Below are 13,562 nucleotides of genomic sequence, written 5' to 3' on the forward strand. Positions count from 1 at the left end.
ATTCGAATTTTGCACTCTTTTTTTTATGCGTTTTTTAAATTGACGTTCTACAATCATTAAAAACGTAAGGCTCAATGTAAAAAATGTGAGAGCCATCGTTAGAACAAACATAGATTCTATTGGGAGTAAAAGTAATATAAGTAGTACGATAAAGTTACTAATATATGCATATGTATAGAGTAAAATCATGGTCATTCGTATATATTTGTCGGATGTTTGACTAATAAATTGTAACAGGTTAAACGCCATTTGAAAAAACAACAAAATATATATTATCAAAGTTTGAAAAAACACAAAATCAGTTTTGAATTTTTCACTTATGTATATATTGAGCATCATTAAAATAGCAAAGATAATTGCGGTACTAATTCTGATTCGTCTTTCCCATTTTACAATAGATGATTTTTGCATAACTTCACGGCACTCCTCGTAAGAAATATGTGGAATAAAAAAGATTGTGTTATACATTGTGCATTATAACGTAATGAGATGTATTATCAAGATACTCAAAATGGTTATTAATACATAGTTATGGAGCATAATTATTTATAAAAGGGTCAATCATCAGGGTCAATCATCAAATTTTATTAGCTTTATATGATTGTTTTTGATTGTTTTTGACAATAAATGATTGAAAAAAGAAAGCGCAACCATTATAATGAAAATGAAATGAGGTGAAGGGATGATTACAGAAAAGCGCCAGGAGCTCATATTGACTGAATTGTCAAAAAAAGATTTTTTAACCTTGCAAGAATTAATAGATCGAACTGGATGTAGTGCTTCTACAATTCGCCGAGATTTATCCAAATTACAAAAAATTGGGAAGTTGAAAAGAGTACACGGTGGGGCAATGCTTAATGAATCATCTATTTTAGAACCTAATTTGGCAGATAAACGCGGTACAAATTTAAAGGAAAAACAAGAAATTGCTCGATTAGCAGCACTAGAAATAGAAGACAATGAATGTATTTTTATAGATGCTGGTTCAACTACACTTGAGATGATTCCTTATATTGATGCACAAAATATCATTGTAGTAACAAGTGGTTTGACGCATGTCGAAGAGTTAATTAAACATGGTATACGTACATTTATTTTAGGTGGAGAAATTAAATCGACAACATATGCGACAGTAGGTGCTAGCGCACTTGAAACGTTGAAAAGCTATCGTTTTGATAAAGTATTCCTTGGTATGAACGGTATTGATTTAAAATATGGTTTAACTACACCAGACGAGCAAGAAGCAATTATTAAAAAACACGCGATATATTTAGGTTCGAAAGCGTATGTTTTAGCTGATCATGATAAATACGACAAGGTGTATTTTGCACATGTGCCTGTCGAAACACAAGTTAGCATTGTTACTTCTAAAAAAGTAAAAGAGAGTGACATATTTAAGCAATATACTGAACATTATACATTTATTGGAGGTACACGATGATTTATACGGTAACTTTTAATCCCTCTATTGATTACATCATGTTTGCTGATGATTTTGAATTAAATGGATTAAACAGAGCGACAGAAACTTTTAAATTTGCTGGAGGTAAGGGTATCAATGTTTCAAGGGTATTGAAAACATTGAATGTCCCTTCAACAGCCTTAGGATTTGCAGGTGGATTTCCAGGTCAATTTATAGATGACACTTTAAAAAAAGCAGGTATTCAAACTGATTTTATAGAGATAGATGAAGATACGCGGATTAATGTAAAACTGAAAACTGGTGATGAAACAGAAATAAATGCACCAGGTCCAAATATTTCTCAAACACAATTTGAAAATCTACTCAGACAACTTAAACAAACTTCAAAAAAAGATATAGTAGTCGTGGCAGGAAGTATACCGAAAAGCGTCCCTAAAAATGCTTATGAACAAATTGCAAAAATCATAAAACAAACAGGTGCTCGATTAGTCGTAGATGCTGAAAAAGATTTAGTGGAATCCGTATTAAAATACAACCCACTATTTATTAAACCGAACAAACATGAATTAGAAGTGATGTTTGATACATCAATCAATTCTGACGAAGATGTTATCCATTACGCACAAGAAATTATGAAACAAGGAGCATCATCTGTAATTGTGTCACTTGGTGGTGAGGGCGCAATTTATGTTGATCATAAACATAGTTTGAAAGCGTCAGTACCTCATGGTCAAGTTGTCAATACAGTTGGTTCCGGTGATAGCACTGTGGCAGGCATGATAGCTGGTCTTGAAACAGGATTGACGATTGAAAACGCGTTTAAACAAGCGGTTTCTGCGGGGACAGCGACTGCTTTTAACGATGATTTAGCCTCATACAAAGCCATTGAAGATATTAAAGAACAAGTGACAATTACGACGCTAAAAGGGAGTGAATGAGATGAGAATTACAGAGTTATTAACTCAAGAGACAATAGCTATGGATCTTTCATCAACTGATAAGAATGGAGTCATAGATGAATTAGTGAATCAACTAGATAAAGCAAACAAATTAAACGATGTATCAGTTTTTAAAGAAGCTATTTATAATCGTGAAGCGCAAAGTACCACAGGTATTGGAGAAGGTATTGCGATACCACATGCTAAAGTAGCTGCGGTAGATACGCCTGCTATCGCCTTTGGTAAATCTAAAGCGGGTGTGGATTATCAAAGTTTAGATATGCAACCGGCACATCTGTTCTTTATGATTGCTGCTCCAGAAGGTGGCGCACAAACACATTTAGATGCATTAGCAAAACTATCAGGTATTTTAATGGATGATAAAGTGCGAGAAGATTTACTAAATGCAACGTCTCCACAAGAAGTGTTACAAATCATTGATAAAGCTGATGATGAAGCTACAGAAGAAGTAGAAGAAGAAACCGAAAGTTCTGTCTCTTCAGCTGACACAAATGAACCCTATATATTAGCGGTTACTGCTTGTCCAACGGGCATAGCACATACTTATATGGCTCGCGATGCTTTGAAAAAACAAGCTGAAAAAATGGGAGTTAAAATAAAAGTAGAAACAAATGGATCTGGTGGTATAAAGAATCATCTCACAAATGAAGATATCGAACGTGCAACTGGCGTTATTGTAGCGGCAGATGTGCATGTTGAAACAGCGCGTTTTAATGGTAAGAATGTTGTTGAAGTACCAGTAGCTGATGGAATTAAACGCCCAGAAGAATTAATAAAAATGGCTCAAGATACTTCTCGTAAACCGTTTGTAGCGAGTGCTGATTCAAGTAAGGCACAATCAGAAAGTAATGAAAAGCAAGGTGTCGGTAAGACAATTTATAAACATTTGATGAACGGTGTTTCTAATATGCTACCACTTGTTATAGCTGGTGGTATTTTAATGGCTATTGTGTTCTTGTTTGGTGCAAACTCATTTGATCCAAAAAGTTCAGATTACAATGCGTTCGCAGAACAATTGTGGAATATAGGTAACAAGAGCGCCTTTATGCTAATTATACCTATACTTGCTGGTTATATTGCACGCAGTATTGCAGACAAACCAGGTTTTGCTGCTGGTTTGGTTGGTGGTTTGTTAGCTAGTACAGGTGATTCTGGCTTTATCGGCGGCATTCTTGCAGGTTTCTTAGCAGGTTATTTAACATTAGGCATCAAAAAATTAACAAATGGTATGCCACAATCTCTAGAAGGTTTAAAACCAACTTTAATTTTCCCGGTATTCTCTGTTTCTATAACAGGTTTACTGATGATTTATGTTTTAAATCCTCCAGCATCTTGGTTAAATAATTTATTGCTGAATGGATTACAAAGTTTATCAGGTACTAACATTATGCTATTGGGTCTTGTTATTGGTGCGATGATGGCGATTGATATGGGAGGTCCATTTAATAAAGCAGCTTACGTATTCGCTGTAGCTGCATTGACAGAAGGTAATGCAGCACCAATTACAGCAGCGATGATTGGCGGTATGGTGCCACCGATTGCTATTGCCACAGCAATGTTACTGTTCCGTAAAAAATTCACAAAAGAACAAAAAGGTTCTATTGTTCCAAACTACGTGATGGGGCTATCCTTTATTACTGAAGGAGCAATTCCTTTTGCCGCAGCTGACCCTATTCGTGTAATCCCGTCTATGATGGTGGGTTCAGGTGTAGCAGGTGCAATTGCATTAGGCTTAGGGTCATCCATTCAAGCACCACATGGTGGTATTATTGTTATATTAGGAACAGACTTTAGTCACGTATTACAATCATTGATAGCAATCATTATCGGAGCTATCATAGCAGCAGTTATTTATGGTATGTTAAAACCAAAATTAACAAAAGATGAGATTCAAAGTTCAGAAGCGATGAATGATTAAAATTATAGAGATTCATAATGAAAAGCCAGAAGAAACTCGTGATTGAGTGAAACTTCTGGTTTTTTTATTATTGGCTTTTGAATATAATATAAGCGTTGAATTTGGTAAAATAAAATATAAGTGATGCAAGAAAATTTTAACCTAAAATAATTGAAAAGAAGGTAATATAAATGGTTGAATATGTAATTGAAAATGGACGAATATATACTGAAACTGAAACCATTGATTGCGGTTATATCATCATTAAATCTGGTAAAATTGCTGGTTTAGGTGTAGGAACGTATGAAGGTGATTTACAAACGATCGATGCACAAGGGCATCATATTCTACCTGGTTTTATTGATATTCATATGCATGGTGGCTATGGGGAAGATGCGATGGATGCATCGATGACGGGCTTAAAACATTTATCAGAATCATTGCTATCTGAAGGCACAACGAGTTATTTAGCAACTACAATGACACAATCAGATGAAAATATAACAAAAGCACTTAAAAATATTGCTACATATCAAACACAACAAGATACGAAAAATACAGCTGAAATTGTGGGTATCCATTTAGAAGGTCCGTTTATTTCTGAGCATAAGGTAGGGGCACAAAATCCTGGTTATGTCCAACGACCTTCAGTAGAAAAATTAAAATACTTCCAAAATATAGCGAATAATCACATCAAAGTCGTCACATTTGCACCTGAAGTCGATGGTGCTAAAGAAACGTTGGCAACTTTTAAAGATCAAATTATATTTTCAATTGGACATACTGTTGCGACATTTGATGAGAGCAATGAAGCGGTGGAAAACGGTGCCAAACATGTTACGCATTTATATAATGCAGGTACCCCGTTTGAACATAGAGAACCAGGTCTATTCGGTGCTGCGTGGGTTAATAAAAAATTAAACACTGAAGTTATCGTCGATGGGATTCATTCACATCCAGCTGCTGTAAATATTGCATATAAGCAAAAAGGCAATGAACATTTCTATTTAATTACAGATGCTATGAGAGCAAAAGGTATGCCGGATGGAGAATATGATTTAGGAGGTCAAAATGTCATCGTGAGAGGCTCAGAAGCACGTTTAGCTTCAGGAGCATTAGCGGGAAGTATTTTAAAAATGAATACTGGTTTGCATAATCTTATTAAATTTACAGGTGATACCCTAGATAATCTATGGCGTGTTACGAGCTTAAATCAGGCCATTGCTTTGAACATTGACGATAAAAAAGGTAGCTTAAAAACAGGTAAAGATGCTGATATTGTCATTGTGAACGATGATATTGAAGTTCAGACAACAATTAAAAATGGTGAAATCCATCATTTTATAAAATAAGCATTATTTTAAAGTATATAAACATTTTCAGAACAAAAGATGTAAAATTTAGAAAGTTGACGTGAAAGTGATTTTGCGTTTAAATGGTACATTAGGTGAATATAAAATTTTAATTTGTATAAATTACTTTCGAAATAAGTATTGTGATAAAATAAAATAAATGCGTATTTTTAGGGAGGTGTTACAATGGGAAGGATTTAGCATATAAAACAAACTTAAGCAATCAAATCATATTTTATAAGCAGTCACCTATTGTGACACAAAATTTGGAGGTGAATCCCTAGAAATAGGGAACTAATTGGAAACAGTGACCATAATAAATTTAGTAATATTCTTTTTTTTAATAGCATTAACTACAGTCTTCGTAGGCTCAGAATTTGCATTAGTAAAGGTACGTACTACTAGGATTGAACAACTTGCAACAGAAGGCAATGGTAGTGCACGTGTTGTTAAAAAAATGATTAAAAACCTAGACTATTACTTATCAGCATGTCAATTGGGTATTACAGTGACATCTTTAGGATTAGGTTGGTTAGGTGAACCAACATTTAACAAGTTGCTACACCCATTATTTGAATTAATCCATTTACCTGAAGCACTGACGACAACTATTTCATTTATCGTAGCATTTATCATTGTGACATATCTACATGTTGTTTTGGGTGAGTTAGCACCAAAAACACTTGCTATCCAATATACTGAAAAATTAGCATTGGTTTACGCTAGACCGTTATATTATTTCGGATTTGTAATGAAACCATTAATTTGGTTAATGAATGGTTCAGCAAGAATGATTATTCGTATGTTTGGTGTGGATCCTGATGCAAATAATGATGCCATGTCAGAAGAAGAAATAAAAATTATTATAAATAATAGTTATAATGGTGGAGAAATTAATCAAACAGAATTAGCATATATGCAAAATATTTTTTCATTTGATGAAAGACATGCCAAGGATATCATGGTACCGCGTACACAAATGGTTACATTAAATGAACCGTTTAATGTAGATGAACTATTAGAAACGATTAAGGAACATCAATTCACACGTTACCCAATTACAGAAGACGGCGATAAAGACCATGTTAAAGGGTTTATTAATGTAAAAGAATTTTTAACAGAGTATGCTTCTGGTAAACCGATGAAAGCAAGTAATTATATCCATGATTTACCAATGATTTCTGAAACAACTAGGATTAGTGATGCGCTTATTAGAATGCAGCGTGAACATGTTCACATTAGCTTGATTATCGATGAATATGGTGGTACTGCAGGTATTTTAACGATGGAAGATATCTTAGAAGAAATCGTCGGTGAAATTCGTGATGAGTTTGATGATGATGAAGTCAATGATGTTGTAAGACTAAGTGATAATAAATACCAAATTAACGGTAGAGTGTTATTAGATGATTTAAATGATCGATTTGGTATTGAATTTGAAGATTCTGAAGATATAGATACAATTGGTGGCTGGTTACAGGCACATAATACTAATTTACAACCCAATGATTATGTAGATACACAATATGATCGTTGGATTATATCAGAAGTGGATAATCATCAAATTATCAATGTTATCTTAGAATTTGAATCTAATGAAACACGTCCAACTCCAGAAGAAGATGAAGACGAAGAAAGCAATGATAATTAAGCTATGAGTATGATGCACTAGCAATGTTGAAATTTTTAGCATAGTAATCATCATTTGCTGACAAGATATCAACATATGTTTTGCACCACTCGCATATTACTTGTATGATAAAATATAAGTAGGTATTGCAAAAACTGGGACATCATTGAATGTTCCAGTTTTTTTATAATTATCTTTATAGAAAAGCTAAATGCATAACGTGTTTTTATGTAAAATTGAAAATATATTGATATTAAAAATGAGGAGGATAAGTGTATGTTAGAAGATACATATTATTTAAATAATGGTTATCCTATGCCAAAAGTTGGTTTAGGTGTGTATAAAATCACTGATGAGGAAATGGAAAATGCTGTATCTAGCGCTTTAGATATTGGTTACCGTGCTTTTGATACAGCTTACTTTTATAAAAATGAAATTGCATTAGGCAATGCTTTAAAAAAATCTGATGTACCACGTTCTGAATTATTTATTACATCAAAGATATGGAATGATTATCAAGGATATGATAAAACAATTGAATTTTTTTCAAAATCTATAGAGAATTTAGGTACTGATTATCTAGATTTATTTTTAATACATTGGCCATGTGAGGAAGATGGACTTTTTATTGAAACGTATAAAGCGATGGAAAAATTATATAGAGATGGTCGAATCCGTGCCATTGGGGTATGTAACTTTAAACAACATCATTTAGAAAAATTGATGGCAGAGACAGAAATTACGCCTGCTGTGAACCAAGTGGAGGTACACCCTTATTTCAATCAGCATGATCTACAAGATTTTTGTGATAAGCATGATATTGCAGTGACAGCTTGGATGCCGCTCATGCGAAACCAAGGTTTACTTGAACATCCTATCATTGTTGATATTGCTGAACGTTATAGTAAAACACCTGCACAAATCGTGTTACGTTGGCATTTAGCACATAACCGTTTAATTATACCAAAGTCTAAAACACCTAAACGTATTAAAGAAAATTATGATATTTTTGATTTTAGTTTAGAATTAACGGATATTGCTGAGATTGATAATCTAAATCGAGATGCGCGCCAAGGTAAAGATCCTGATAAAGTACGTATAGGTGATTTAAAGTAATGATCTAAAATAGCAAAATTTAGCTTTGTTTATAAAAATTTGAAGCGAAAGATAGCTGAAAATGGAGAAGTAGTTGCAAATCAAGGTTTATTTTTTAGTAGTTTCTTCAAAAAAGGTGAACGTTAAATATTTTAAATAACGTAGGATAGAGCATGGTGTTCATGACACTTGTTTCTCTATCCTACTTTTTTAATTTTACGAATATATGTTTTATTTCCTTTTCTGACAAATAGTTGATAAACTAAATGGACAATGTTACAACTTTTTACAAAAAAGATATTGAACAATATTTATATGTATATATGCTCTACATTATCATAAAAATTTAAAAACTAAATTTTAGTGTTTCTTAATGACACGAATCATTGGTATTATCTATTTCAAAATTTTTTAAAAGAGTGTAAGTTTTATAATTGATTATTAAGGAAATATAAAAATTGTGTAAATCTAAATGAAAAGAATGGCGAAATAACTGTAAATATTGGTAGAGTAAAATTGAAGTAATTGAAATGAAGGTGTTTATTATGCATATAAGAGTTGTAGTGCCATGTTATAACGAAGGTGAAGTAATATTAAAAACATATCACAAGTTAACTGAAATATTAGATGAAGATAGTCTTAACCGTCACTATAACTATGATTTGCTATTTGTAGATGATGGTAGTCAAGATAAAACGATTAATTATATTCAAGAAATGGCAGCACAGGATGAACATGTAAAATATATTTCATTTAGTAGGAATTTTGGTAAGGAATCAGCAATGATTGCCGGTTTCCAACACAGTGTGGAATGTGATGCTGTTGTGATGATTGATGCTGATTTACAGCACCCGCCAGAGCTTATACCACAGATGATAGATAGTTATTTGGATGGCTATGATCAAGTCGTCGCAAAACGAGATAGAACAGGTGAAAAACGTTCAAGAAAATTTTTAACGCAATGCTATTACAAAGTGATTAATCATTTTGTCGAGGATATTAAACTAGAAGACGGTGTTGGAGATTTTAGATTGCTTAGTCAACGCGCGTTACACTCATTAACATCGTTAAATGAATATAATCGTTTTTCAAAAGGGTTATATGAATGGATTGGCTATAATACTAAAGTTTTTACTTATGAAAATGTTGAAAGAGAAGAAGGTACATCGAAATGGTCATTTGGTAAATTATTGAACTATGGTATAGATGGCTTGATCTCATTTAATAATAAACCATTACGCGCTATGATTTATTTAGGACTGATTGTATTTTTTGTGAGTCTACTTTATATTATATTTAGTTTTGGAAATATTATGATTAATGGTGTGAAAACACCAGGGTACTTTTCAACAATTGCAGCTATTTTATTACTTGGAGGTATCCAACTGATTTCAATCGGTATTGTAGGCGAATATATCGGTAGGATATATTATGAAGTAAAACAGCGACCAAAATATATTGTTCAAGTATCTAATTTAAAGCCGGTAGACAAAACGAAAGGGTTGGACTCTGAATTAGAAATGTCTGAATATCCAGAAGAAGCGGAAGAACAAAATAAAAACAGTATAAATAGAGAAGAACATTTTTATGTACCCTCTCATAAGGTTAAAACTGAAAAGAATAAAACACTTGTTAAACATAGATAATCACTGCCCTCAGGTTATGCTAAAAGCGTAGTCTGGGGGTTTCGTTTATTAAAAAATTGAGTTTAATTGTGCATGGTTGTCCGAGGAGGTGATTTGAGCCTGTGTCTTTCGGCATATCAATCTAAAGCATTATCACATTACAAAATTGTATAAGAGCCAAATTAGTTAAATACTCTTAAAAGCAAAAATAAAAATGTTATAGTCAAAGAAATTTTGATACAGAAGTAATGTTTAGTTTTATAAAGGTTGTTTTAGATTTTAGGTTATTGTTGAGCCCGTACACACAAAGTTAAAATAACAACTCAAGATGATACGAATGACATTTTAAAAAAGATAGATCATAAACCCTCATGATAATAACACTTTAAAAAACAAAAAACGTCAATTTCTAAAGTATTTCAATAGAAATTGACGCTTATTTTTGGTTGAGATTTTAGTATTCCTGAGTGCTTTCGCTATTTAGTCATCTTCTGACGATATAGAAACTATGACATTAAGTTTCAGGAATTTCTTTAAAAACTAAAAAATTAACAAACCATTTATTTTTTACGTAATTTTCCCAATATAAATGATGCAAGGGCAATAAGAATAATTGTTCCAATTAGTGCAGGGAAGATAGCGATACCGCCTAAATGCCAACCCCAATCACCTAATATCCATGAACCTAGTGCAGAACCTACGATACCAGCTATGATATTTCCTAAAATACCTCCAGGGATATCTTTACCGACGATACCACCAGCAATCCAGCCGATTAAACCGCCGACAATTAACATAATAATAAATCCAAACATAAGTATACCTCCTTTTTAAATATCATAATCAATTATTACATACCACAAAATATAATTTGCTAATCATTTTTTTGAAAAAATATATTCTGCCATAATAAAAAAAGTAAGAATAATAAATGTACAATTATAAAGGCATACCAATAAGGTGTTAATAAAGGCATGATTGTAAAAGATAATACAATAATAATTTGGCCAATCACTACTGGTTTGCGAATACGATTCAAGATTTTAATTTGTTCTTTTTCATGTGTTTGGAATGTACTATAGAACAATAAAGTTGCACCTATGAGAAAAATAGCTGGAGCTAAATATGGAATGGACATATAGTAAGAATCTTTACTTGTATCGTATGAAAGGATTAAAGATGTACTCATGATAATCGTTAAAATAAAACCAATAAATTTTTGATCAGTTATGACATATGTTTTTGTTTTTTTATTGAGATACAATTGCAACAATGTCCAAATAATTAAATGGGTGCAAGTATAAAATGTTATGTAATCGTATTTACCAACAAGGACTAAATTAATGATACTATTAATGGTTATTGATAAAAGTATAGAGCTAAACTTAAGTTGTTTGAAATTCTGACGATATAAATCAATACCGAGTATGATTGCTACCGTAGCTATATTTATGATTATATTTATTAGCATGTTGCTCTCCTAACCTAGATACTTCACTGCAACATTATATCAATTAAGTTAGATTTAATCATTTAATAACAGTTGATGTTTTAAAAAATTATAAGTCATTATCTGACATATTGTAAAATTGTTATTATTTTAAATAATTATATTTACAGTGACAATCATTGCTATGTTTTATGTACAAAGTAAAAACCGGTTTATTGTATAGACAAAGAGCATTATACAACGAACCGGTTCATTGACTCAATTTAAACACCTTTTTTATTACTCCAAAGTAAAGTATGTAATTGAGGTAATACATATACATTATTCATATCGCTACTATCCATGACACGATTCACAAGGGCTTCATATAATGAAAGTAACTTTTCTGTGTGAGATTCAACATATTCTCCGTCTAGGTATGGATTCCCAACTTGTAAATAAAATGGCACGTTAGGATATCTATGATGAATCATTTTGGCAAATTCAAAGTCCTCATCATTGAAAATAACTACTTTAAGATTGAGTGTTTCTGGCTTACATTTAGCGATGACATCATCTAAAATAGGTAAATTTGGTTTCATCATTGAGCTAGGTGGTTTTGGACTAATTGTTAAATCATCAATTTGTGTCATCCATGGTTGGAATTTACTGCCTTGTGTTTCTAGGGCGCTTTGTATGCCTTTGTCTTCGAATAAATCGACTAATGTTTGAATGCCTTTTATTAAAGCTGGATTGCCTCCTGAAATTGTTACGTGATTAAATGATTCACCTGCAATGTCATATAATTGCGCATAAATTTCTGTAGCATCCATCATGCGTATTTCTTCTTTTGCACTGCCATCCCATGTAAAACTAGAGTCACACCAACTGCAACGGTAATCACATCCGGCTGTACGTACAAACATGGTTTTGCGGCCGATGACACGACCTTCACCTTGTATCGTTGGACCAAAAATTTTAAGAACAGGTATTTTACTCATGGTTTGGCTCCTTTGGTCGATATATGACATAACTTGTTGGTGTTTCTCTGACGTAAACTTGCAAGCATTGTGGTTTGTTTGGCCTTTGGTTTAATGAAGACTGAACTATCTCATATATTGTTTGTGCCACAATTTCAGTTGAAGGACTTTTACCCTCAAATTGAGGTAACTCATTTAATAATTGATGGTCAAATTGACCGTGTACGAGTTGTTTCAATTCACTAAAATTCACTAAAAACCCATTATGGTCTACGGTATCTCCACCGATTGTTAAGTTGACAAAGTAAGTATGTCCATGCGTACGCATGCATTTTCCAGCGTCTTCACTTGGAATATAATGTGCGGCTGAAAAATTAAAATCCTTATTAAGTTCAAATTGGTAATTGTGGTTAACACTAGGGTAATTTTGTTGGAACATATTAATTCGCTCCTTTTTCTTCTAGATAAGCATTAAGACCGCGTGCGCGTAATTTACAGGCAGGACATTCGCCACATCCTTCGCCAATAATCCCGTTATAACAAGTTAACGTTCGCTTTCGAACGTATTCTAATACACCGAGTTCATCGCTTAAAGCCCACGTTTGTTTTTTATCCAGCCACATTAACGGCGTGTGAATAACGAAATCTTTATCCATAGAGAGGGAAAGTGTAACGTTCATTGACTTAATAAAGCTATCTCGACAATCAGGGTAGCCAGAAAAGTCTGTTTCACATACACCCGTGATAATATGTTTAGTATTTGTCTGATATGCTAGGGCGCCAGCAAAAGATAAGAACAGCAAGTTACGTGCAGGCACAAACGTGTTTGGCATACCACTATCTCCTTCATTTATATCCATATCATGTTGTGTCAATGCGTTAGGAGTGAGTTGAGATAATAGGGACATGTCAAGTATATGGTGCTCGACTGCTTGTTCTTGAGCGATTTGTTTTGCAACCTGAATTTCTGTATCGTGCCTTTGTCCATATTCAAAAGTTACTAAGACAACTTCATCAAAATGTTTTTTTGCCCAAAATAAACAGGTTGTACTATCTTGGCCACCGCTAAATACTACGATGGCTTTATTATTGTTTAATGGCTGTTGTGTCATTATAGTTTACACTCCTTAAAATATCGTGCTAGCTTTGCCATATAAAACTGATGACGCCAT

The 13,562-nt window shown here is 33.0% G+C and carries 12 protein-coding genes; 7 read left to right on the forward strand and 5 right to left on the reverse strand.

What is annotated here, in order from left to right; genetic code table 11:
* Positions 1 to 682 precede the first annotated feature (682 nt).
* The 7 genes from MUA21_RS02175 to MUA21_RS02205 all read left to right on the forward strand — a co-directional run bounded on the left by MUA21_RS02175 (position 683) and on the right by MUA21_RS02205 (position 10,002).
* Positions 683 to 1,441: a DeoR/GlpR family DNA-binding transcription regulator gene (locus MUA21_RS02175; RefSeq protein ID WP_046207377.1), complete on the forward strand. Its 759-nt coding sequence runs from the start codon at positions 683 to 685 to the stop codon at positions 1,439 to 1,441.
* The gene (pfkB, locus tag MUA21_RS02180) at positions 1,438 to 2,361 is read left to right on the forward strand and encodes a 1-phosphofructokinase (RefSeq protein WP_107526257.1); all 924 of its coding nucleotides are present in this window, start codon (positions 1,438 to 1,440) and stop codon (positions 2,359 to 2,361) included. Before MUA21_RS02175 ends, pfkB begins: the two co-directional genes overlap by 4 nt.
* A gap of 1 nt (position 2,362) precedes the next feature.
* The gene (locus MUA21_RS02185; RefSeq protein ID WP_262561715.1) at positions 2,363 to 4,300 is read left to right on the forward strand and encodes a PTS fructose transporter subunit IIABC; all 1,938 of its coding nucleotides are present in this window, start codon (positions 2,363 to 2,365) and stop codon (positions 4,298 to 4,300) included.
* Positions 4,301 to 4,470: 170 nt separating this feature from the next.
* A complete protein-coding gene (gene nagA / locus MUA21_RS02190; protein WP_107526258.1) occupies positions 4,471 to 5,631 on the forward strand; it encodes an N-acetylglucosamine-6-phosphate deacetylase in 1,161 nt (386 codons plus the stop codon).
* A gap of 298 nt (positions 5,632 to 5,929) precedes the next feature.
* On the forward strand, positions 5,930 to 7,282 hold the full coding sequence (locus MUA21_RS02195; RefSeq protein WP_262561716.1) for a hemolysin family protein: 1,353 nt from the start codon (positions 5,930 to 5,932) through the stop codon (positions 7,280 to 7,282).
* Positions 7,283 to 7,537: 255 nt separating this feature from the next.
* Positions 7,538 to 8,377, forward strand: a complete 840-nt coding sequence (locus tag MUA21_RS02200; protein WP_107526260.1) for an aldo/keto reductase — start codon at positions 7,538 to 7,540, stop codon at positions 8,375 to 8,377.
* Positions 8,378 to 8,901: 524 nt separating this feature from the next.
* Entirely contained in the window at positions 8,902 to 10,002 is a 1,101-nt protein-coding gene (locus tag MUA21_RS02205; protein WP_107526261.1) for a glycosyltransferase family 2 protein, read from the forward strand.
* A 539-nt stretch (positions 10,003 to 10,541) separates the two neighbouring features.
* Here the strand turns inward: MUA21_RS02205 and MUA21_RS02210 are convergent.
* The 5 genes from MUA21_RS02210 to queC all read right to left on the reverse strand — a co-directional run bounded on the left by MUA21_RS02210 (position 10,542) and on the right by queC (position 13,502).
* Positions 10,542 to 10,796, reverse strand: a complete 255-nt coding sequence (locus tag MUA21_RS02210; RefSeq protein WP_070039046.1) for a GlsB/YeaQ/YmgE family stress response membrane protein — start codon at positions 10,794 to 10,796, stop codon at positions 10,542 to 10,544.
* A 59-nt stretch (positions 10,797 to 10,855) separates the two neighbouring features.
* Entirely contained in the window at positions 10,856 to 11,452 is a 597-nt protein-coding gene (locus tag MUA21_RS02215; RefSeq protein WP_107526262.1) for a hypothetical protein, read from the reverse strand.
* Between the two features lie 242 nt (positions 11,453 to 11,694).
* Positions 11,695 to 12,411, reverse strand: a complete 717-nt coding sequence (gene queE, locus MUA21_RS02220; protein WP_262561717.1) for a 7-carboxy-7-deazaguanine synthase QueE — start codon at positions 12,409 to 12,411, stop codon at positions 11,695 to 11,697.
* A complete protein-coding gene (gene queD, locus MUA21_RS02225; protein WP_262561718.1) occupies positions 12,404 to 12,829 on the reverse strand; it encodes a 6-carboxytetrahydropterin synthase QueD in 426 nt (141 codons plus the stop codon). The genes queE and queD overlap by 8 nt, the downstream gene beginning before the upstream one ends.
* A gap of 1 nt (position 12,830) precedes the next feature.
* Positions 12,831 to 13,502, reverse strand: a complete 672-nt coding sequence (gene queC / locus MUA21_RS02230; protein WP_046207388.1) for a 7-cyano-7-deazaguanine synthase QueC — start codon at positions 13,500 to 13,502, stop codon at positions 12,831 to 12,833.
* Positions 13,503 to 13,562 lie beyond the last annotated feature (60 nt).

This window comes from Staphylococcus ureilyticus (assembly GCF_025558845.1).
Taxonomy (GTDB): domain Bacteria; phylum Bacillota; class Bacilli; order Staphylococcales; family Staphylococcaceae; genus Staphylococcus; species Staphylococcus ureilyticus.